Annotated in this window: 17 protein-coding genes; 6 read left to right on the top strand and 11 right to left on the bottom strand. The window is 60.5% G+C overall.

Annotated elements, in window-relative coordinates:
- Positions 1-105: 105 nt before the first annotated feature.
- On the bottom strand, positions 106-675 hold the full coding sequence (locus tag LOY70_RS01865) for a HutD family protein (RefSeq protein WP_265032827.1): 570 nt from the start codon (positions 673-675) through the stop codon (positions 106-108).
- Complete coding sequence (gene hutC, locus LOY70_RS01860) at positions 672-1,382, bottom strand: histidine utilization repressor (protein WP_265038247.1); 711 nt, start codon at positions 1,380-1,382, stop codon at positions 672-674. The genes LOY70_RS01865 and hutC overlap by 4 nt, the downstream gene beginning before the upstream one ends.
- A 143-nt stretch (positions 1,383-1,525) precedes the next feature.
- Between hutC and LOY70_RS01855 the strand changes: the two genes are divergently transcribed.
- On the top strand, positions 1,526-2,890 hold the full coding sequence (locus LOY70_RS01855; protein ID WP_265032825.1) for a formimidoylglutamate deiminase: 1,365 nt from the start codon (positions 1,526-1,528) through the stop codon (positions 2,888-2,890).
- A 121-nt stretch (positions 2,891-3,011) separates the two neighbouring features.
- On the opposite strand, the gene LOY70_RS01850 is transcribed toward LOY70_RS01855, so the two are convergent.
- Positions 3,012-3,581, bottom strand: coding sequence for a lipocalin family protein (locus LOY70_RS01850; protein ID WP_025211370.1), 570 nt, complete (start codon positions 3,579-3,581; stop codon positions 3,012-3,014).
- Between the two features lie 31 nt (positions 3,582-3,612).
- On the bottom strand, positions 3,613-3,867 hold the full coding sequence (locus LOY70_RS01845) for a hypothetical protein (RefSeq protein WP_003186715.1): 255 nt from the start codon (positions 3,865-3,867) through the stop codon (positions 3,613-3,615).
- Between the two features lie 284 nt (positions 3,868-4,151).
- Between LOY70_RS01845 and LOY70_RS01840 the strand changes: the two genes are divergently transcribed.
- From LOY70_RS01840 to LOY70_RS01830, 3 genes are all read left to right on the top strand, one after another.
- Positions 4,152-6,044, top strand: coding sequence for a methyl-accepting chemotaxis protein (locus LOY70_RS01840; RefSeq protein WP_265032821.1), 1,893 nt, complete (start codon positions 4,152-4,154; stop codon positions 6,042-6,044).
- Positions 6,045-6,182: 138 nt separating this feature from the next.
- Entirely contained in the window at positions 6,183-6,455 is a 273-nt protein-coding gene (locus LOY70_RS01835) for a type II toxin-antitoxin system Phd/YefM family antitoxin (RefSeq protein WP_265032819.1), read from the top strand.
- A complete protein-coding gene (locus LOY70_RS01830; RefSeq protein WP_025211366.1) occupies positions 6,452-6,784 on the top strand; it encodes a type II toxin-antitoxin system RelE/ParE family toxin in 333 nt (110 codons plus the stop codon). Before LOY70_RS01835 ends, LOY70_RS01830 begins: the two co-directional genes overlap by 4 nt.
- 7 nt (positions 6,785-6,791) lie before the next feature.
- On the opposite strand, the gene LOY70_RS01825 is transcribed toward LOY70_RS01830, so the two are convergent.
- The 5 genes from LOY70_RS01825 to LOY70_RS01805 form a co-directional block, all read right to left on the bottom strand.
- Entirely contained in the window at positions 6,792-7,388 is a 597-nt protein-coding gene (locus LOY70_RS01825; RefSeq protein WP_265032817.1) for a DUF924 family protein, read from the bottom strand.
- A gap of 3 nt (positions 7,389-7,391) precedes the next feature.
- Positions 7,392-8,402, bottom strand: coding sequence for a class 1 fructose-bisphosphatase (locus tag LOY70_RS01820; protein ID WP_214912578.1), 1,011 nt, complete (start codon positions 8,400-8,402; stop codon positions 7,392-7,394).
- A 233-nt stretch (positions 8,403-8,635) separates the two neighbouring features.
- Positions 8,636-10,018, bottom strand: coding sequence for a DUF3999 domain-containing protein (locus LOY70_RS01815; protein WP_265032813.1), 1,383 nt, complete (start codon positions 10,016-10,018; stop codon positions 8,636-8,638).
- Entirely contained in the window at positions 10,015-13,635 is a 3,621-nt protein-coding gene (locus LOY70_RS01810; protein WP_265032811.1) for a DUF2339 domain-containing protein, read from the bottom strand. Before LOY70_RS01810 ends, LOY70_RS01815 begins: the two co-directional genes overlap by 4 nt.
- A 289-nt stretch (positions 13,636-13,924) precedes the next feature.
- Positions 13,925-16,375, bottom strand: coding sequence for a glycogen/starch/alpha-glucan phosphorylase (locus LOY70_RS01805; protein ID WP_265032809.1), 2,451 nt, complete (start codon positions 16,373-16,375; stop codon positions 13,925-13,927).
- Between the two features lie 252 nt (positions 16,376-16,627).
- On the opposite strand from LOY70_RS01805, the gene LOY70_RS01800 reads away from it, so the two are divergent.
- Positions 16,628-17,065: a YkgJ family cysteine cluster protein gene (locus LOY70_RS01800; RefSeq protein WP_025211360.1), complete on the top strand. Its 438-nt coding sequence runs from the start codon at positions 16,628-16,630 to the stop codon at positions 17,063-17,065.
- 227 nt (positions 17,066-17,292) lie between these two features.
- Here LOY70_RS01800 and typA read toward each other — a convergent pair whose 3' ends face one another.
- Positions 17,293-19,113 carry a translational GTPase TypA gene (typA, locus tag LOY70_RS01795; RefSeq protein WP_265032806.1) on the bottom strand — a complete coding sequence of 607 codons (1,821 nt, stop codon included), beginning with the start codon at positions 19,111-19,113 and terminating at the stop codon, positions 17,293-17,295.
- Between the two features lie 138 nt (positions 19,114-19,251).
- Positions 19,252-20,706, bottom strand: a complete 1,455-nt coding sequence (thiI, locus tag LOY70_RS01790; RefSeq protein ID WP_265032805.1) for a tRNA uracil 4-sulfurtransferase ThiI — start codon at positions 20,704-20,706, stop codon at positions 19,252-19,254.
- Positions 20,707-21,034: 328 nt separating this feature from the next.
- On the opposite strand from thiI, the gene glnA reads away from it, so the two are divergent.
- The gene (gene glnA / locus LOY70_RS01785) at positions 21,035-22,441 is read left to right on the top strand and encodes a glutamate--ammonia ligase (protein WP_123345486.1); all 1,407 of its coding nucleotides are present in this window, start codon (positions 21,035-21,037) and stop codon (positions 22,439-22,441) included.
- Positions 22,442-22,555 lie beyond the last annotated feature (114 nt).

The raw sequence follows: 22,555 nt of genomic DNA, 5'->3' as shown, positions 1-22,555 counted from the left end.
CCCAGTGAATGACCACCAGGAGTCTGACAGAGTGGTTCTCAAAAGGAGGCTGCTACGCAGCCCATCGGGGATAAATCCCCTCACCACAGGAGTAATGAGCTGAAATCAGTGAGCCGTCAGCTCAATCACGCAGCATTGGCCGTGGATGGAGATGTCCAGCAGCCCGCTGTTACCGCTCAATTGCAAGCAGTCGTAAAGACCCAGGTTAACGGTGGCGTCACCGATTTTAATAGCCACCCCCGGAGCCGCGCTGAATACCAGCACCGTCCCCGCCTCGCTGAAAAACCGCTGCTGGCCACCCATCCATTGCAACCGTGCGCGGTAACGTTGCGGCGCATAGATCAGGTTGAAGTCACGAACCGGTCCGCCCAGCAACGTGCAATAGACATGGCTCTCGCCGCTGAACGCAAAGGGGTCCAGCGGATGCAGGGGCCGCGTGACCTGGCCATCGACGCTCAGGCTCATGCCGTCACCTTGCAAGACGCTGATGACTCGTTCGTAACCAGCGAACGTGGAAAAACCACCCGACTCAGCGATATCGGCGATCGACAGACGCCAGCCGAAACCTTCCAGGCCAGTACCCGCATCGCGGGTGATTTCTTCGGTGCTGCCGCCGCCGTTTTTCCACGGCATGCGCGGGTAATCCGCAGCGCGTAAAACCTTCAAGTCACTCATTTATGAAACCGACCTTCCAGACGATGACGGGAACCTGGGTGAATCAGCCGCGCGGCGGTCACTGGCTGGCGGCCGGACCAGGTCCGGCGGCGGATCAACAGGCACGGCTCGCCCCGCTCGATCTGCAGCAGTTTGCATTCACTCGGCTCGGCAAGGATCGCTTCGACCACATGCTCGCCTTCGGTCAGCGGTGCGACCTGGTTCAGATAGGCGTAAGGCGTTTGCAAAGTGAAGTCTTGCTTGAGGTAATCAGGTGCCACCAGCGCGTTGACGAAACGGTCTTCGATTTGCACGGGAATGTCGTTTTCAAAATGCACGATCAGCGAGTGGAACACCTTCTGCCCTTCACGCATATCCAGGGCCAGGGCGCGCTCGGAACCGGCGGCCTCTTCTTCCAGGGTGATGACCTGGCAAGTGTGGCGATGCCCACGGGAGGCAATTTCGTCGGCGATGTTATGCACTTCGAACAACGCGGACTGACTCTTGGGTTCGGCCACGAACGTGCCGACACCCTGCATGCGCACCAACAGCCCATCGGCGGTCATTTCCCGCAGGGCACGGTTGATGGTCATGCGGCTGAAACCCAGCTGGCTGACCAGTTCGCTTTCCGACGGCACGCGGTAGTGCGGCGGCCAGTTTCCACTGTCGATCTGCTGGGTGATCATCTGTTTGACGCGGGCGTACAAAGGCGCCGGACTGTCACTCATGTTTGCGGCCAGCGGCGGTTTGGCAGGCGGAGTCGGCACGGCGGTTCCCTGTTCTGCGAATAAGGTTGCTAGCTTGCCGGAGTTTACCGGCCAGGCAAACGTCTGTATATGTATATACAAATTACGCACGATGAGGTTGAACCATGTCCGCCTTCTTTGCCGAACGCGCACTCCTGCCTAGTGGATGGGCCAATGCTGTACGTCTTGAAGTCGACGCCAAGGGCGTCCTGACTCATGTCCAGGCCGATTCTCACGCAGACGGCGCCGAACGGTTGAGGGGGCCGCTGCTGCCGGGCATGCCGAACCTGCACTCCCACGCCTTCCAGCGCGCCATGGCCGGACTGGCGGAAGTGGCGGGCAATCCCAACGACAGTTTCTGGACCTGGCGCGACCTGATGTACCGTCTCGTCGGAAAAATAAGCCCCGATCAACTCGGCATCATCGCTCGCCAGCTATACATCGAAATGCTCAAGGCCGGTTACACCTCGGTCGCCGAGTTCCACTATGTGCATCACGACACCGACGGCGCGCCTTACGCCGATCCGGCGGAGCTGGCCTTGCGCATCAGCCATGCCGCCAGCGCCGCCGGCATCGGCCTGACGCTGTTGCCGGTGCTCTATAGCCACTCCGGCTTTGGCGGCCAGGCACCCAATGATGGACAGCGGCGCTTCATCAACAGCACCGAAAACTACCTGAAGCTCCAGTCACGCTTGCAGCCGATCCTGGCCGGGCAACCGGTTCAGGCGCTGGGCTTGTGCTTTCACTCTTTGCGTGCCGTGACGCCTGGGCAGATCCAAGAGGTGCTGGCCGCGAGCGACCGCGATTGCCCGGTGCACATTCATATCGCCGAGCAGCAGAAAGAGGTGGATGACTGCCTGAGTTGGAGCGGCGCCCGTCCGCTGCAATGGTTGTACGAAAATACCGAGGTGGATCAGCGCTGGTGCCTGGTCCACGCCACCCATGCCAACGCCCAGGAAGTCAGCCTCATGGCCAAAAGCCGGGCGATTGCCGGCCTGTGCCTGACCACCGAAGCCAACCTGGGCGACGGTATCTTCCCGGCCGTGGAGTTCCTCGCTCAGGGTGGGCGGCTGGGCATCGGTTCCGACAGCCATGTGTCATTGAGCGTGGTGGAAGAATTGCGCTGGCTGGAATACGGCCAACGGCTGCGGGATCAACGGCGCAACCGCTTGTACCGGACGGATCAGCCGATGGTCGGTCGCACCTTGTTTGATGCGGCGCTGGACGGTGGCGCCCAAGCCTTGGGGCAACCGGTCGGCGCCCTCGAGATCGGCAAGCGCGCCGACTGGCTGGTGCTCGATGGCAACGATCCGTACCTGGCGACGGCCCGTGGCGACGGGATCCTCAATCGCTGGTTGTTTGCTGGCGGGGATCGTCAGGTGCGCGACGTGATGGTCGACGGACAGTGGGTTGTGCGGGACGGGCGTCATGCCGGCGAAGAGGAAAGCGCCCGGGCGTTTACCCAGGTATTGCGCGAACTTCTAGACTGACGCGGATAAAAAATGTGGGAGCGGGGTTGCTCGCGAAGAGGCCTTCACATTCCAACAGAGATGTTGACTGCAAGTCCGTCTTCGCGAGCAAGCCCGCTCCCACATTGGCTTTCGGAGGCAGTTAATCCGAAGTCTTGGCCATCTGCCGATCCGACGCACGCCAGATCAACCGTGTCGTGTCATAGCCCTGCTGACGCGCCTTGCTCAGCAGTTCTTCACGCACAACGCTATTGACCGTCGGCGTACGGGACAGCAGCCACATGTAGCGACGGCTCGGGTCGCCGACGATGGCGGTCTTGTAGTCGTCGCTGACGTACAGCACCCAATATTGCCCTTTCGCCACGCCCGGCACGATCCGCGAAAACCAGTTGTCGAACTCGACCCAGAGCTTATCGGTCTTGCCCGGCACTTGCGGCGTAGCGGTGCCCCTGGCTTCTTCCCACTGCCAGTCCGAGGTCAGGCAACGATTGAGCACACCCACATCGCCGTCAGGCTTGAGGGTGTAGTGAGCCTCGGATTGCGCACAGTTGCGCTGGAAATACATGGGCAGGCGGGCCAACTCGTACCAGGTCCCTTGGTAACGCTTGAGGTTGACACTATCGACAGTCTTGGGCGCCAACGGATCTTCGCCAGAAGTGGCACAGCCAGCCAAAACCAGGCCAGCTAAAAGCACTAACAATAACCGCATCATTATTTTTCTCCCGCGGGCACGTGGCCCCGGTTTACTTCAGGCCTTGGCCGGAAAACATCAACACTTTGTCACCGGCGTACTGCACGCTGATAAAGCTTTTCTGGTCGCCCCAGGTGCAACTGGACATGCCGAGCGCGCCCGAACAATCGGTCGGTTTCCCCAGTAACGTCTCGACTTCAGCCTTGGGCATGCCGGCCGACAGTTTCGAATAGTTTTCCTGGTTGACCTTGCTGCATGCGGTCAACACGACGCACATAAACAGCAGAGCGATAGATCGCAGCGACATGGTGTAACTCCTGAAACGGAAGGGAGGTGGCAGGGTGCCAACCTGATCCTTAGAAGAGAAAACCCCTATCTGGTTCCCTGACGCCCCCAGTATTTATTGGCTGTAAAGAGGTGTTTCATCGATGAATCAACCGATTTGTGACGCCGTCGTACCTTCCGTCGGGATTGGGCCCCTGACGCCTGATGGGCCGGACTTTCGCGCCGATAAAAAGTAACAGCGCAAAAGCCTGCGCTATGGCAAATTGACAGCCCTTTCTGACCCGTCCCTCCGCGGTAGTGTTCTTAATGACCAGAAACATGAAATTCAGCCATAAAATCCTGCTGGCTGCCGCCCTCGTGGTGGCCGTTGCATTCGCCTGTTTCATCCTGTTCAACGACTATCGTCAACGCCAAAGCCTGCACGCCAGCACCGAAACCTCCATGCAGGAACTCGGCAGCCTGACCAGTCGCAACATTCAGACGTGGGTCGAAGGTCGCACTCAACTGCTGCAATCGCTGGCCCAACAGATCGCGGTGGACGGCAGCAGCGCCGACAGCCTCAAACGCGCCGTGGGCCTGCCGGCGTACACCGGCAACTTCCAGCTCAGCTATTTCGGCGGCACTGACGGCGTGATGTTCTCGGTACCGGCCGGCAATCGCGCCGCCGACTACGACCCGCGCGCCCGTGGCTGGTACAAGGCCGCCAACAGCGCACAACAAGCCATCGTCACCGAACCCTACATCGCCGCCTCGTCGGGCAAGCTGGTGATCACCGTCGCCACGCCGGTACAGCACCAGGGCCAGATGATTGGCGTGGCCGGTGCGGACATCGACCTGTCGAGCGTCAGCGCCATCATCAACTCGCTGAACTTCGGTGGCCACGGCCACGCGTTCATCGTCAGCGCCGACGGCAAGATCCTGGTCCACCCCGACAGCAAGCGCGTGCTCAAGACCCTGGCCGAGGCCTACCCCGGCGCTGCGCTGCAAGTCAGCCCGGGCATGAAGGAAGTGGAGCTCGACGGCAAGGCTCAATTCATCTCCTTCACGCAAGTCAATGGCGTGCCGGGAGCCAACTGGTATGTCGCGCTGGTGCTCGACAAAGACACCGCCCTGGCGATGCTCAGCGAGTTCCGTACCTCGGCGCTGATCGCCATGACCATTGCCGTGGTGTTCATCATCGCCCTGCTGGGCATGCTGATCCGCGTACTGATGCAGCCGCTGTTGACCATGGGCCGCGCCATGCACGACATCGCTGAAGGCGAAGGCGACCTGACCCGGCGCCTGGTCATTCACGGCCATGACGAATTCGGCGCACTGGGCACGTCGTTCAACCGCTTTGTCGAACGCATTCACACCTCGATCCGCGAAGTGGCCTCGGCCACCGGCCAGGTCAACGAAGTCGCCCTGCGCGTGGTCAGCGCCTCCAACTCGTCGATGTTCAATTCCGACCAGCAGGCTTCGCGCACCAGCAGCGTGGCCGCGGCCATCAACCAACTCGGCGCCGCCGCCCAGGAAATCGCCCAGAACGCCGCCCTCGCCTCGCAGCACTCCAGCGAAGCCCGCAGCCTGGCCGAAGACGGTCAGCACGTGGTGGATAAAACCATCGCGGCCATGCAGCAGCTGTCGGCCAAGATCAGCGACTCGTGCGGCAACATCGAAGTCCTGAACAGCAATACGGTGAACATCGGCCAGATTCTCGAGGTGATCACCAGTATTTCCCAGCAGACCAACCTGCTCGCCCTGAACGCCGCCATCGAAGCTGCCCGGGCCGGTGAAGCCGGACGCGGCTTCGCGGTAGTAGCCGATGAAGTACGCAACCTGGCTCACCGCACCCAGGATTCGGCGCAGCAAGTACAGAAGATGATCGAAGAGCTGCAAGTCGGCGCGCGGGAAGCGGTGCTGACCATGACCGACAGCCAGCGCCAGAGTGAAAGCAGCGTCGGCATCGCCAACCAGGCCGGCGAACGCCTCGGCAGCGTGACCCAGCGCATCGGTGAAATCGACGGCATGAACCAGTCCGTGGCCACCGCCACTGAAGAACAGACCGCCGTGGTGGAGTCGATCAACGTCGACATCACCGAGATCAACACGCTGAACCAGGAAGGCGTGGAAAACCTGCAAGCCACCTTGCGGGCCTGTGCCGACCTGGAGCAGCAGGCGGCGCGGTTGAAGCAGTTGGTGGGTAGCTTCCGGATCTAGTGCCTGGACTGGCCCCATCGCGAGCTTGCTCGCGATGGGGTGTGTCAGCCTAAGCCAATAGACATTTGGTCAGTGCCACCTGACTCAAGACTGAATTAAGACTAAACTCAGTCCATTCAATCTTTCGAGGCTTACGCCATGAAGCTGTCATCACAAATCAAACCCATCAGCTATTTGAAAAGCCACACTGCTGAAATCGTAAAGACCATCACAGAGAGCAGGGAGCCTTTGATCATCACCCAAAACGGTGAAGCCAAGCTCGTAGTCATGGATGTGAAAAGTTTTGAAGAGCAAGAAGACACCATGGCGCTGTTGAAGCTGTTGGCTATGGGCAACCGGGAAATTGAAGAAGGTAATTTTCGGGATGTTGAGGAGGTCTTCACTGAGCTGGACAGGGCTGACATTCAATGAGCTTAAAGGTTGTCATCCTTCAATCGGCCGAAACAGATCTTAAAGAGCTCCGCGTTTATCTAATCGAGCGGTTTTCTTCTCAAACATGGCAAAACACCTATGCCAGTCTGAAAGCAGCGATCCGTCATCTAGCAACACTGCCTTATGCGGGATCGATCCCGGAAGAAATTGAAAGGCTTAATCTCGGTCAATATCGACAGATCCTTTCAGGAATGAATAGGATCATTTATGAAGTGCGAGGCCAAACGATCTACATCCACATCATTGCCGACAGCCGTAAGAGCTTGCCCGCGTTGCTAATGAAACGCTTGCTTCGAAGCGACTCTTAGAGCTTCGCTAAAATCGCGACCCAGGCCTGTTCAAAAACTCCATTTCCTCAGCCGTGGACTCACGCCCCAACACCGTATTGCGATGGGGAAACCGCCCAAACCGCGCAATGATCCTCTGGTGCCGTTCGGCATAATCCAGATTGTCTTCAAACACCGCCCGTTCCGCCTCCGGTTGCTCTCGGACCAGGTCGATAAACCTCGACACGGCTTCGTTCTGCACCGCCAGGTTTTCGCAGTGTTCGAGTACCAGATAGATAAATACGCGCTGGATCGGCTTGAGTTGCCGGTCGAAACCCGCCGCCATGCCCTGGGCCACCAGCGCTTGGGCACGCAGGTCGCCGGAAAAAGCCTTGGGGGTGTCGCGAAAGATCATCCGCGGCAGTTGATCGAGCAGCAGCACCAGGGCCAGCCAACCTTCCGGGCGTTGCGCCCAGTCGGTCAATCCGCCGGCCAGGGCCTGCTCGACCAGATCGCCGAAGCGCTCATGCGCCTGGCGATCATGGCCTTTGCCGAACCACAGCTTGCCCTTCTCAGCGGCTATTTCGGCCGGTGCCTGGGCTGAACCAAACCACCAATCGAGTAACGGCTGCCAGGGCTCGGCCATGCTTTATTCCTTGTGGTAGGCCGTAGCGCGGGCGACTTCTTCCTTGGAACCGAGGAATACCGCCACGCGCTGGTGCAGGCCTTCAGGCTGGATGTCGAGGATGCGCTGGTGCCCGTCGGTGGAAGCGCCGCCGGCCTGTTCAACCAGGAACGACATCGGGTTGGCTTCGTACATCAGGCGCAGTTTGCCCGGCTTGGACGGTTCGCGGCTGTCGCGCGGGTACATGAACAGACCGCCACGGGTCAGGATACGGTGCACGTCGGCCACCATCGCGGCGACCCAGCGCATGTTGTAGTTCTTTTTCAGCGGGCCTTCTTCGCCCGCCAGCAATTCGTTGACGTAGCGTTGAACCGGGGCTTCCCAGTGCCGCTGGTTGGACATGTTGATGGCAAATTCCTGGGTGGATTCAGGAATGGTGATGTCTTCGTGGGTCAGGACGAAGCTGCCCATCTCGCGATCCAGGGTGAAGCCTTTGACACCGTCGCCCAGAGTCAGCACCAGCATGGTCTGAGGACCGTAGATGGCATAACCGGCGGCGACCTGCTCGGTGCCTGGTTGCAGGAAAGCCTTTTCATTCAAGGCTTCGTTCTGGCTCAGGTATTCGTTCGGGCAACGCAGTACCGAGAAGATGGTACCGACCGGTGCGTTGATATCGATGTTCGACGAACCGTCCAGTGGGTCGAACACCAGCAGGTAGGCACCCTTGGGGTATTTGCCCGGGATCTGGTAGGCATTGTCCATTTCCTCGGACGCCATGCCGGCCAGGTGACCGCCCCATTCGTTGGCTTCGAGCAGGATTTCGTTGGACAGCACGTCGAGCTTCTTCTGCACTTCGCCCTGCACGTTTTCGGTACCCATGCTGCCCAGGACACCACCCAGGGCGCCTTTGGACACGGCGTGGCTGATCTCCTTGCATGCACGCGCCACCACTTCGATCAAAAAGCGCAGATCGGCAGGGGTGTTGTTGCTACGGGTCTGCTCAATCAAATAGCGACTCAAGGTAACGCGGGACATGGACGGCTCCGAAGGATAAGGGGCGGAAAAACCAGCGCAGTTTAGCGCGAGTCGGGACTTAATTCCTCCTATGAGACGGGGAATGGAGGATTGAGTTCACGGGGTGGTGGTCGCTTGTGGATTTTGGCTCGCTGGCAGACCGAATCGCGAGCAAACTCGCTCCCACAGTTGACCGAGTTGTTTCGACGAACGCGGCCTACTGTGGGAGCGAGCATGCTCGCGATGAAGTCACCTCAACTCTTGACCGGCGGCTTGCGCAGCAAGCTGAACGCCATCGCCGCAAGGAACAGCACGCTGAGCAGCAACACCGCCCACAAGCCGATTTTCTTCCAGTTGGTATCGACCGTCGCAGGCACGCTTGCGGTTGCAGGGGTCGCAGCCGGCGTCGACGTGGCCGCGCCGTTCACCGTCGCCGTCCCCAGCGTCGCCAGGCGCGACGGTTTGTAGTCGGGCACCAGTGTCGTCAAGGGCAAGCTGGCGGCTTTCACCGTCGCGCTGCCCAACGCCAGGCTGTAGGGCCCTTCGCCGCGCGCCAGGAACACCACCTGGGTCGGGCGCACCGCAAAGCGCAGGGTCGGGGCTTCGGTTCCCAGGCCGCCGCCACGCTCGTCCACCGTAAGCTTCAATTGCTGCACGGTCTGGCCGGACAGTTGCAGTTGGTTTTGCAGCACATCCTGGCCGTTCTGGGTCAGGCGATACAGCAAGCCACTGCCCATCGGCTGCCACGGATGACTGCTTTCACGGCGCCCGGCCAGGGTCACCGGCGCCAGGCTGTTGGCCTGGCTCAGCTCGACCTGCACTTGCTCGATGTTCAGCCCCATGGGCAACTGCCAGGTGTATTCACCGGCCTTCGTGGTGCTGCCGGCCAATGGTTGCGACCAGACCAACGGCAACGGCAGGCTTTCGCGGCTGGCGCTGTGCAGTTGGGCCGAGGTCAGCACTGGCGCGGAGGACGGCGAATCCCACAGCAACCGCAGATAGCGCGCCGGTTGCCCCGGCAGGTTCACTTCATGCTGCTCGACCCGCTCATCGGCAAAGGTCAAGCGCGCCACCTGGCCTTCACCCCAGGATTGCCAGTGCTGCAAGTCGTCACTGGCTTCGATGGTGAACCGCTGGAAGCCGTCGCGCTCGCTGGTCCAGTCGAGGACCAACTGCTGCAACGGTGCCTTGATCGCGCTGGCATCCAGCAACCAACCGCGCAGTTCCTCCTCCCCCGCTTCGAGCCGACTCGATGGCTGGACTTCCACCAGTGTGCCATTGGCGTTCGACTGCACGCGTACGCTGGGCGCCCGCTCGCTGTCGTCAGCGGCGTTGTATAGCGGGAACCACTTCACGTCGGTGAGGGTGCGGTTTTCCCGGCTCTGGGCCGACTCGCGCACCAAGGCGTAGGCCTGGGCCTGCCCGGCGGCGTTGAAGACGCGTAGGTCGCTCAGGTCGGTCTGCCGCGCCTGCAACTGCACGTCCAGTGGCAACGGCAGGCGATACCATGGCCCCTCGCCGCTCAAGGACAATGGCACCTGATGGGTGAAGTCCGCCGGTTGCTCCTGGGCCGTGGCCGACAACGCCACCCACAACCCGACCACTCCCAGCCCGATCCGACTCAACGTGCGACTCAAGATGACACTCCCTCACTGACAGGCATCGGCGGCTCGGCCTCGGCGGCCGTTTCCGGACGTTTTGGCGGCAGCGGCGCGAAGTAGCCCACCACCAGTAGCAATACGCCCACGCCGATAAACGACACGATCCGCGCCAGACCGCCACGGTTACTCAATTCAACAAAGAACAGCTTGGCCACGACCACGGCAATCAACGCCGCGCCGATCAGCCACACTTCACGACGATGGCGCAGATGCCCACCGATCATCAGGCCCAGGGCGATCAAGGTCCAGACAATGGACAACCCGGCCTGCACGAACATCGACTCGAGCAGCGCGTCCAGCTCGTATGGCACCCCCATCCACTGATGGGCCGTGCGCATCACCAGGGCGGTGAAAAACGCGAACAGCGACACACCGGCGATCAACTGGGCGATGTGCCCGACGCGATTCCAGCCGTTCGTCGATTGCTCCACGGCGTTGCGAGCCCACACATAGATACCGAACAAGGCAAACAGCAGGCCCAGCTCCAAGGGATTGAGCAACGGCACATAAGGCAGTGGCTCTGAGTTGCCATCACTGAAGGTGTTGGTCAGCCAGAACCAACCGAGCATCAACAGCGCCATGGGCGCCGCCGCATAGACACGATATTCCCGGGGTTGTGCCGAAACCGGCCATGGCAAGGTACGCGGCGTGGCCATCAGCACCAGATAAAGACCTGGCAGGATCGCCCAGGCCAGCCAGCGCCAAGCGTTGTACTGCTCGGACAGCAACAGCAGGCCGTAACGCAGCTCCAGCATCAACACCGCCATCAGCAACCAGCAACCGAGTACGTGGGCCGTGCTGCGCGCCCGGGCCGGCAGCATCGGCGCCAGGCGCTTGAGCGAGAGGAAATGCACGGCAAATACCGCCAGCCAGGCCAGCCAGCCGAAATTCGCGGCCGGATGATAGTGGCTGTGCCCCGTCGCCACCAGTACGCAGCCCGCCGCCGGGATCAACAAGGTGCATAGCAGTCCCAGCGCTGGCCATTTCAACCGCAGCGACAAAACGCTCCACACCGCCACGCTGATAGCCGCGATCAACAACAGGAAGCTGCCTTGCAGGTTCGCCGGGGCAAAACGCAGCACTTCGCTGACCCACGCCAGCGCCCACCAACCCGCGCCCCAGATCAGCAACAGCTCGGACAGGCGCTGCAAGCTCAAGGCGTCCAACTCCTGCGCAGCGTGCGCCCGTTGCAGGCGCCATGCGCCCACCAGCGCTGCCAACCCCAGCACCAGCGGCGTCCAGAATCCGCTGTGGGCCAGGGGTCGCAAGTCCTCGGCATTGAGCGGCCCCAGCAGCGCTGGCCCCGCCATCAGGAACGACGCGCCACCCAGCAGTTGCAACAGCAGGCCAAACACAAAGCTCACGCGCTGCTTCAGGTACAGGCTCAGCCAGATGATCAACAGACCGCTGGCCGCCCACACACCGCTCGCGGTTTGCCAAGGCAGGACGAACAGCACCGCGAGGTTGATCAGCACCAGCCCCGCCAGCAGCACCACCGACAAGCCGCGCAGCAATCGGACATCGTTGCGCACCATGTCGTCGCGCGCCGCAAGCAACATGCCGCCAATCAACGCCAGGCCGATCAGCGAGGCACTGAGTAGACCGCTCCAGCCGGCGCTGAACACCGCTGCCGAATCGCCCTCGGCGCCTTGCAAGCGCAACAGGAACAGTGCGCCGCCGAGCAATTGCACCGCGAACGCGGTGAACAGGAAGCTGCGCGATTGCAGGCGCAGGCCGACAAACAACGTCGCCAATCCAGCCAGGGCCCAGGCGATGGCCGTGCCGTGGGTGAAGAAGAACAACGGTGCCAGCAGATAGAGGAAACTCAAGCCCAGCACCGCCAGCACCGGCAGGCCTTGGCGCTCCCAAGCCGCCGTGTGTTCAGGCACGGCCTTGCGTAGTTGGTAGAAAGTGAACAGCAAAGCGCCGCCGAGCATCAACGCCCCCAACGGTGAGCCGTCGAGCAGACTGCTTTCGCCAGATCGCAATTCGCTGAGGAAGGCCAGCGCCGAACCCAATTGCAGCAACAAAGCAAAGGCTCGGGCGAAAGGTCGTTGCTGACGCAGGCCCAGCCAGAAAATCCCCGCGCCCTCCACGGCCCAGGCCGCGGCGGTCCAACGGGCGTCGAGCCCCAAGGGAATCGCCAGGCTGGAAAAAATCACTCCCAGGGCCAGGCAGGTTTCGGCCAGCAACAGCGCGCGGCCGCCCATCAGCAGGCGGGCCAGGCCCATGTAGATCATGCCCAGGGCCAGGGCGCTGAACGCCGCGGCGAACTCCAGATGCTGCACCAGCGCGAACTGCAAGCCGAAGCCCACCAGCGGCGGGGCGAACAGCATCGTGCCGTCCACGTAATCGCCCTTGCGCGCCGACCAACGCAGCAGCGCGTCCCGACTGTCGTCCTCGGGAGCGTCGTTCATTTCCAACAGTTTGCGGCGAGTGAACAGCAAGCCAATCGCCAGGTAGATGAGGAAGAAGAGAATCAGGAACGGCTCGGTGCTCCAGAGCAGTTCCGGCGCATATGACCGCATGCCCCAGGCGAAGCCGATGCCGAAGGTGCCGACAAAACCGATCAGGTTGAGCAGGCGCCAGGCCTTGAACCAGGCTATCGCGAGAATGCCGGCATTGAGCAGGATGAAATAGCTGAACAGGGCGACGTGGTTGCCACTGCCGGTGGAGGTCAGGATCGGCGCGGCAAACCCGCCCAACGCAGCGGCCGCGGCCAGGCCCAAGGCGTTCTGGGTCACCGCCAGGATCGCCGAGAACACCGTGACGGCCACCAGCAAGCCCAGGGCGGCTTTCGAATCGAGCAGCGGATGCAGGCGCATCGCGGCGAACACCGTCAGGTACAGCACCGCGATCCCGGTGCCTTGCAGCATCAGCGCATAGTTGTTGTTGCGCTGACGCAGCCACCAACCCAGGCCCAGCAGGCCCAACGCGCTGGCCGCGACGCAGGCGTAACGCAATTCGATCGGCACCACCATGCCTTCAGTGGCATAGCGCAGCAGAAACGCCAGGCCGAGGAACAACAAGACCACGCCGACCCGCAGCACGGTGTTGCCGCCAAACAGCCAGTTGCGCGCGCCCAGCACGGCCCGGTCGAACAGATTCGGGCCACGGGGAGCAACGGGTTCAGCAACCACCGGTTCCGACGGAGCCGGTTTGCGGGAGGCCGTCCTCGGGGCGATTGGCGCAGAGCTCCAAACCTCGTCGGGCAGCGGCTGACTGGCTTGAGTAGCCATCGCGGAAATCGGTTCAAGGTCTGACGGCAGCTCCCAGACCAGCTCTGGCTCGGTTCGAGCCTCGGGCTTGGGCTTGGGCGCCTGGGCCACAACGATTTCCGGCGCGGGCGCCGGATCACTCGGCGCAGGAGCACTGTTGCGCTCGAGCACAGACAATCGCGCTTGCAGCGTGATCAGGTCCTGCTGAGCCTCCTGCAACAGGCTTTGCTGCTTGGCGGCCTGGGCCCCAAGGCGACTCAGGCGAAACGTCTGGGCAATGCCTAGCCCCACCAACGCGCCTATCAGCGCATCAGCGAACGACTCATCCACCACCCAGCCGAGTGCCAGGCCCAACAACGTCAAGATCCATTGCATGGTCGATATCCCTAAGCGGCCCGTTGCGGGCGTAACCGGGGTGATGCGATGCCTGGATCAGTCTAGTGGCCCCCCAAACCCTGTGGGAGCGAGCTTGCTCGCGATAGCGGCATGACAGACACCTAAAGGTTGACTGATACACCGCTATCGCGAGCAAGCTCGCTCCCACATTGGAATGTTGACGCTGCCAATGAATGAGTCCGGCCACACAGCCCGGCGAAACTGGCGCCTAGTATATCGACGAAGTCCAATCGCCGTTGGGCTTCGCTCACATTTCTTACAGCAAATGCTACTCCAGGGCTTTCCAGATGTCGGTGGCATACTCACGGATGGTCCGGTCCGAGGAGAACCAGCCCATGCGCGCGGTGTTGAGCACCGCCGAACGCCACCACTGCTTGGAGTCGTGCCAGCGCTCTTCGACCTTGAGCTGGGCATGCCAGTACGAGTCGAAGTCGGCACAAACCAGGAAGCGGTCATAGTCCACCAGCGAGTCCACCAGCCCGGCGTAGCGCATTGGATCATCCGGCGAGAACACCCCGCCGCGAATCGCCTGCAACACATCATTCAGGCGATGGGACGCAGCGATGTCCGGCGCGGCGCTGAATTCGCCGTTTTGCTTGCGAGCTTCGACCTGCTCGGCGGTCAGGCCAAAGATGAACATGTGCTCACCGCCCACGCGCTCATGCATCTCCACGTTGGCGCCGTCCATGGTACCGATGGTCAGCGCGCCGTTGAGGCCGAATTTCATGTTACTGGTGCCCGACGCTTCGAAACCGGCCGTGGAAATCTGCTCCGACAGGTCCGCCGCCGGGATGATGCTTTCGGCCAGGCTGACGTTGTAGTTGGGCAGGAACACCACTTTGAGCAAGCCACGCACGGTCGGGTCGTTGTTCACCACCCGGGCGATGTCGTTGGTCAGCTTGATGATCAACTTGGCCTGGTGGTAACTGGCGGCAGCCTTGCCGGCGAAGATCTTCACCCGTGGTACCCAGTCCACTTCCGGTTCGGCGCGGATCGCCTGGTACAGCGCCACGGTGTGCATCAGGTTGAGCAATTGACGTTTGTATTCGTGGATCCGCTTGACCTGCACGTCGAACATCGCCGCCGGGTTCACCGCGATGCCCAGTCGTTCATGGATCAGGTACGCCAGGGCCTTCTTGCTGTGCAGGCGCTGCTCGGCGAATTGCTTGCGAAACGCCGGCTTGTCGGCGAACGGCTCCAGTTCGATCAGGCGCTCCTCGGGATTGTCGAGCACGCTCGGACCCAGGGCATCGACCATCATCGAGGTCAATTCGGCATTGGCCTGGAACAGCCAGCGGCGGAAGGTAATACCGTTGGTCTTGTTGTTGATTCGATCTGGATAGAGTTTATGCAGTTCGGAGAACACCGTGCTGCGCATCAGCTGCGTGTGCAACCCGGACACCCCGTTGACGCTGTGGGAACCGAGGAACGCCAGGTTACCCATGCGCACCCGGCGACCGTTGTCTTCTTCGATCAGCGAAACCGAGCGCAGCACGTCGAAATCGTGCACGCCTTTGGCCCGCAGCGAATCGATGTGCTGGGCATTGATCAGGTAAATGATCTGCATGTGCCGGGGCAACATGCGCTCCATCAGCCCTACCGGCCAGGTTTCCAGGGCCTCGGGTAGCAGCGTGTGGTTGGTATAGGACAGCGTGTCCTGGGTAATCTGCCAGGCCGCATCCCAGGCCACGTCGTAGACGTCCACCAGTTGACGCATCAGCTCCGCCACGGCGATCGACGGGTGCGTGTCGTTGAGCTGGATCGCCGCATGGTCGCCCAGGGTCAGCACCGAGGTGTGCATGTTGCGGTGACGACGCAGCAAGTCCTGCAACGAGGCGGCGACGAAGAAATATTCCTGGCGCAGGCGCAGTTCCTGGCCGGCTTCGGTGCTGTCGGCCGGGTAGAGCACGCGGGAAATACTTTCGGCCCGGGCCACTTCCGCTACCGCGCCCAGGTGGTCGCCGGCATTGAAGCGTTCCAGGTGCAGGTCTTCCACCGCCCGGGCGCGCCACAGGCGCAGGGTGTTGACGCTGGCACCGCGCCAGCCCACCACCGGCGTGTCATAGGCGATGGCCCGCACGGTTTCGCCCGGCGTCCAGACTTGCCGGGTCTTGCCGGCCTCATCGGTCACGGTCTCGACACTGCCGCCAAAACCGATCGGGTAGACCACCTCTGGCCGCTCGAACTCCCACGGGTTGCCGAAATCCAGCCAGTGCTCGGTCTGCTCCTGCTGCCAGCCGTCGACGATGGCCTGGCGAAACAGGCCATGTTCATAACGAATGCCATAACCATGGCCGGCGATACCCAGGGTGGACATGCTTTCCATGAAACACGCCGCCAACCGGCCGAGGCCGCCGTTACCCAGCGCCGCGTCGGGCTCGAGCAGACGGATGCGTTCCAGGTCCACGCCCAGTTCGGTCAAGGCTTCACGGGCCGTGTCCAGCAAGCCCAGGTTGCTCAGGCTGTCATAGAGCAAGCGACCGATAAGGAATTCCAGGGAGAGGTAATAGACACGCTTCTGGCCCTTGCGGTAGATCTGTCGCGTGTGGTCCATCCAGTGGTCGACCATGTGGTCGCGGGCGGCAAGGGCAATGGCTTCGAACCAATCGTGATCAAACGCATGATCCGGGTCCTTGCCAACGGCATAAGTGAGTTTGGTCAACACGGCATCGCGAAAAGCAGCGACTTCGGCTTCGCGAACAAGTGGTTCTTGAGTCATTGATGAGACCTCGAACGAGCATGGAATTGTCTGAGCCTAGTCGGTCTGACAGACGGCACAGGCTCTGGTTCGGTGGTTTTTCCCTGTGACGGACAATCGTCGTCAGAGAATTGCCGGATGAGCGAATGAATGCAGGGGCCGTGCCGGTCCCGGAGCGTTTTAGCGGGGATGAAAAAAAACCGGCAGATGGTCGTTCAAAAATTCACCAGTCCCGGTATGATCGCGCGCCCTGATGCATGCTGGTAAACCTTGATGATGAAGCCCAACCTGATCGCCGCCGCGGAGATCGACCGACTCGATACCTGGGCCAAGTACTCCGCCCCGATGTGCGGTTCCTGCGTATCGAGCTGCTGCACGCTGCCGGTGGAGGCCAAGATCAAGGACCTGATCCGCATCGGCATCGTCGATGAGTTCGAACTGGGCGACCCGCCAAAAAACATCGCCAAGCGCCTGCAAAAGGAAGGGATCGTCGAGCGCTATAACCAGAAGTCGGAAATTTTCACACTCCAGCGCATGAGCAACAATGATTGCCTTTATCTGGACCGCAAGAGCCGGTTGTGCACCATTTATGAGAAACGCCCGGACACCTGCCGCAACCATCCGCGGATTGGGCCACGGCCGGGGTATTGTGCCTACAAGCCCAAGGAAGTGGAGCGCGAGCGGAATCCGCGGACGCTGGACAAATTCTGATCGGCTGCTAGTTTCTGCGGCGTTTGGCCGATCGCCTTCGCGAGCAAGCCCGCTCCCACAGTGGAACTATGTCGGACACAAAGTCTGTGTCCACTGAAAATCCATTGTGGGAGCGGGCTTGCTCGCGAAGGGGCCCTGACAGGCTCCGCACAAACCCCAGGCACAAAAAAACGCCCCTGATCTCACAATCAGGGGCGTTTTTTTTCAGCCACTAACTAAGTCGAAACTCAGTTACCGCTTTTCTTGGCAGCGCGGGTACGCTCGCTTTCGCCCAGGATCTTCTTACGAAGACGGATGGACTTCGGCGTCACTTCGCACAGCTCGTCTTCTTGCACGAACTCCAGCGCCTGCTCCAGGGTGAACTTGACCGGCGGAACCAGGGCGATGGTTTCGTCCTTGCCCGAAGCACGCATGTTGTCGAGCTTCTTGCCTTTGGTCGGGTTCACGCCCAGGTCGTTGTCGCGGCTGTTCAGGCCGACGATTTGACCTTCGTAGATGTCCTGGCCGTGTTCAACGAACAGCTTGCCACGGGCTTGCAGGGTTTCCAGCGAGTAGGTCAGGGCCTTGCCGGTCGCAACCGATACCAGCACGCCGTTCTGGCGGCCGGACATGTCACCGGACTTCATCACGTCGTAACGATCGAAGATCGAAGTCAGGATGCCGCCACCGGAGGTCAGGGTCAGGAACTCGTTCCGGAAACCGATCAGGCCACGGGCCGGGATGTTGTACTCAAGGCGCACACGGCCCTTGCCATCCGGAACCATGTTGGTCAGGTCGCCCTTGCGCAGGCCCATTTGCTCCATGATCGCGCCCTGGGATTCTTCCGGCAGGTCGATGGTCACGTTTTCGTACGGTTCGTGCTTGACGCCATCGACCATACGGATGATCACTTCAGGACGACCCACGCCCATTTCGAAGCCTTCGCGACGCATGGTTTCGATCAGAACCGAAAGGTGCAGCTCACCACGGCCGGAAACCTTGAACTTGTCGGCCGAATCGCCTTCTTCAACGCGCAGGGCAACGTTGTAGAGCAGCTCCTTGTCCAGGCGTTCCTTGATGTTACGGCTGGTCACGAACTTGCCTTCTTTACCGCAGAATGGCGAGTCGTTGACCTGGAAGGTCATGGAAACGGTTGGCTCGTCGACGGTCAACGGCTTCATCGCTTCGACGTTCATCGGATCACACAGGGTGTCGGAGATGAACAGTTGATCGAAGCCGCTGATGCAGACGATGTCGCCGGCTGCCGCTTCTTCAACGTCGATACGGTGCAGGCCGTGGTGACCCATCAGCTTGAGGATACGACCGTTGCGCTTCTTGCCTTCGGCGTCGATCGCCACGACCGGGGTGTTCGGCTTGATGCGACCACGGGCAATACGGCCAACGCCGATCACACCCAGGAAGCTGTTGTAGTCCAGGGCCGAGATTTGCATCTGGAACGGACCGTCACGGTCGACTTTCGGCGCGGGTACGTCGTCGACGATCGACTGGTACAGCGGGGTCATGTCTTCGGCCATCTGGGTGTGGTCCAGACCGGCAATACCGTTCAGGGCCGAGGCGTAGACGACTTTGAAGTCCAGCTGTTCTTCGGTGGCACCCAGGTTGTCGAACAGGTCGAAGATCTGGTCCAGGACCCAGTCCGGACGCGCGCCTGGACGGTCAACCTTGTTGATGACCACGATCGGACGCAGGCCGGCTTCGAAAGCCTTCTTGGTCACGAAGCGGGTTTGCGGCATAGGGCCGTCCTGGGCATCGACCAGCAGCAGCACGGAGTCGACCATCGACATCACGCGCTCTACTTCACCACCGAAGTCGGCGTGGCCCGGGGTGTCCACGATGTTGATGTGGTAGCCGTTCCAGTTGATGGCGGTGTTTTTCGCCAGGATGGTAATACCGCGCTCTTTCTCCTGGTCGTTGGAGTCCATCACGCGCTCGTCGTTGAGCTCGTTGCGCTCCAGGGTGCCGGATTGACGCAAGAGTTTGTCTACCAGGGTGGTCTTACCATGGTCAACGTGAGCAATGATGGCGATGTTGCGTAGATTTTCGATCACTTGTGTATCTCGATCAGAGGATTCGGTGTGCTGACAGGTCGTGGCAGCGATTTACGTTGAGTCCGACAAAGCCGTTACAGCCTGTCGGCGGCGTCGGGGGGCCGGTGACGCAGGCCACAGGCAAACAGCCCCGGGCACTTAGCTCGGTCGATAAACGCGCACATTGGCATGCCCCTCACTGAGCAAATGGTGGGCATGCAGGCGACTCATCACGCCTTTGTCGCAATACAGCAGGTACTGGCGAGTAGGGTCCAGTTCCTTGAAACGCGCGTTCACTGCATAGAACGGCATCGTTTTTACCTCGATGCCGGCGATGTCCAGCGGGTCGTCTTCAGCATCGTCCGGGTGACGGATGTCGATGATGATCTGACCGGCAAGCGCTTCGCCGACTTCTTCAATTTGGATGTCCTGGCCCAATTCATCGATGACTCGATCGATCGGCACCAGCCTGGCGTTTTCGAGCGCACGCTCGAGTATCGCCATGTCGAATTCTTTCTCTTCATGCTCCACGCGCCCGCGCTTGGCATGGGTCTTGGGGTTCACCGAAATGACCCCGCAGTACTCGGGCATGTGCTTGGCGAAATCGGCAGTGCCGATGTCGTTGGCCTGGTCGATGATGTCCTGCTTGTGGCTGGCGATCAGTGGACGCAAGACCAGCTTCTCGGTCACGCAGTCGATCACCGACAGGTTCGGCAACGTCTGGCTCGACACCTGGGAGATCGCCTCGCCGGTCACCAGCGCATCGATTTGCAGGCGGTCGGCTATTCGTGAAGCAGCGCGCAACATCATACGCTTCAAAATGACGCCCATATGACTGTTATCGACTTTGCCGAGAATCTCGCCCAGGACTTCCTCGAACGGCACACTCACAAATAACACGCGTTGGGAGCTGCCGTACTTCTTCCAGATGAAGTGCGCCACTTCCATCACGCCCAGTTCATGGGCACGCCCACCGAGGTTGAAGAAGCAGAAATGGCTCATCAATCCGCGACGCATGATCTGGTAGGCGGCGACTGTGGAGTCGAAGCCGCCGGACATCAGCACCAGGGTCTGCTCCAGCGAACCCAGCGGATAACCGCCGATGCTGTTGTGCTGGCTATGGATCACGAACAGCCGCTGGTCGCGAATTTCGATGCGCACTTCGACCTGCGGGTCTTTCAACGAAATACCGGCGGCACCGCACTGTTGGCGCAACTGGCTACCGACGTATTTCTCCACGTCCATCGAACTGAACGGGTGCTTGCCGGCACGCTTGCAGCGCACCGAAAAAATCTTGCCGGCCAGGGCGTCACCATAATGAAGCTTGCACTTGGCCAGGATGTCGTCGAAATCCCCCAGCGGGTATTCATCGACCTGCAGGAAATGCGCGATGCCTGGCATGCAGCTCAGGCGCTCGGTCATTTCCTTCAGGATCTTGGGTTCGCTGACGCGGGTTTCCAGCTCGAGGTTGTCCCACACGCCGTTCACCACCACGACCGGATCCAGATCTCGGAGCACGGTACGGATGTTCTTGGCCAACTGGCGGATGAAACGCATCCGTACCGGGCGGCTCTTGATGGTGATCTCGGGGAAGACTTTTACGATTAGTTTCATGAAAACAGCGCGCGAACGGCCAGCCGAAAAAGGGGGGCGCGGATTATAGCGGAAATTGCTCAAGGTTTAACCAGTTAATGTGCAGATGGTTTTGCATGCACCAAAACAGGTCGCAATCCATATTCGGCGCCACATTGCAGTGCACAATTGTCTGACAATCTTCGATTCAGGCCTTTAAAAGCGTGTATTTGGTGCAAAAAACCCATGCTGGGGCACTGGCATGCAAATTGCTCCCTTGTGAGGCAGGTTGCCATGGCAGAGTATTCGCGCCGGCATCACCCATATCTAAGGGCACTCCACTACCCGCCCGAAGCCACCCGGAGGACATATGTCGAAGTCGGTTCAACTCATCAAAGATCATGACGTCAAGTGGATTGATCTGCGCTTCACTGACACCAAAGGTACTCAACATCACGTGACCATGCCGGCCCGTGATGCGCTGGACGACGAATTCTTTGAAATCGGGAAAATGTTCGACGGCTCCTCCATCTCTGGCTGGAAAGGCATCGAAGCCTCCGACATGATCCTGATGCCGGACGACGAAACCGCCGTCCTGGACCCGTTCACCGAAGAGCCGACCCTGATCCTGGTCTGCGACATCATCGAACCTTCGACCATGCAAGGCTATGACCGCGACCCACGCGCAATCGCCCACCGCGCCGAGGAATACCTGAAGTCCACCGGTATCGGCGACACCGCTTTCTTCGGTCCTGAGCCTGAGTTCTTCATCTTCGACTCGGTCAAGTTCAAGTCCGACATCTCCGGTTCGATGTTCAAGATCTTCTCCGAACAAGGTTCGTGGATGTCCGACCAGGACGTGGAAGGCGGCAACAAAGGCCACCGTCCAGGCGTCAAAGGCGGGTATTTCCCGGTTCCTCCGTTTGACCACGACCACGAAATCCGTACTTCCATGTGCAACGCACTGGAAGAGATGGGCCAGACCGTCGAAGTTCACCACCACGAAGTGGCGACTGCCGGCCAGAACGAAATCGGCGTGAAATTCAACACGCTGGTCAAGAAGGCTGACGAAGTCCAGACCCTGAAGTACTGCGTACACAACGTTGCCGATGCGTACGGTCGTACCGCGACCTTCATGCCGAAGCCTCTGTACGGCGACAACGGTTCGGGCATGCACGTTCACATGTCGATCTCCAAAGACGGCAAGAACACCTTCGCAGGCGAAGGCTATGCCGGCCTGTCGGACACCGCCCTGTACTTCATCGGCGGCATCATCAAGCACGGTAAGGCCCTGAACGGCTTCACCAACCCGTCGACCAACTCCTACAAGCGTCTGGTACCAGGCTTCGAAGCACCGGTCATGCTGGCCTACTCGGCTCGCAACCGTTCCGCCTCGATCCGTATTCCTTACGTGAACAGCCCGAAAGCCCGCCGTATCGAAGCACGCTTCCCGGATCCGGCTGCCAACCCGTACCTGGCCTTCGCTGCACTGATGATGGCCGGCCTGGACGGTATCCAGAACAAGATCCACCCTGGCGATGCCGCTGACAAAAACCTGTATGACCTGCCGCCTGAAGAGGCCAAGGAAATCCCACAGGTTTGCGGCAGCCTGAAAGAAGCCCTGGAAGAGCTGGACAAGGGCCGCGCATTCCTGACCAAAGGCGGCGTATTCAGCGATGACTTCATCGACGCTTACATCGCCCTGAAAAGCGAAGAAGAAATCAAGGTTCGCACCTTCGTACACCCACTGGAATATGAGCTGTACTACAGCTGCTGATCCGGTCGCGCCGCCACGCACGGCGTGAAATAAAGAAAGGCCTCCCTCGGGAGGCCTTTTTTATGGGCGCAGGTTACGTGCATGATGCCCCGTAGCCCCCCATAGAAGACGAGA

This window comes from Pseudomonas sp. B21-054 (genome assembly GCF_026016345.1).
In the GTDB taxonomy this organism is placed as follows: domain Bacteria; phylum Pseudomonadota; class Gammaproteobacteria; order Pseudomonadales; family Pseudomonadaceae; genus Aquipseudomonas.
The sequence above is the reverse complement of the archived record's forward strand: the minus strand, read 5'-3'. Positions and strand labels throughout refer to the sequence as shown.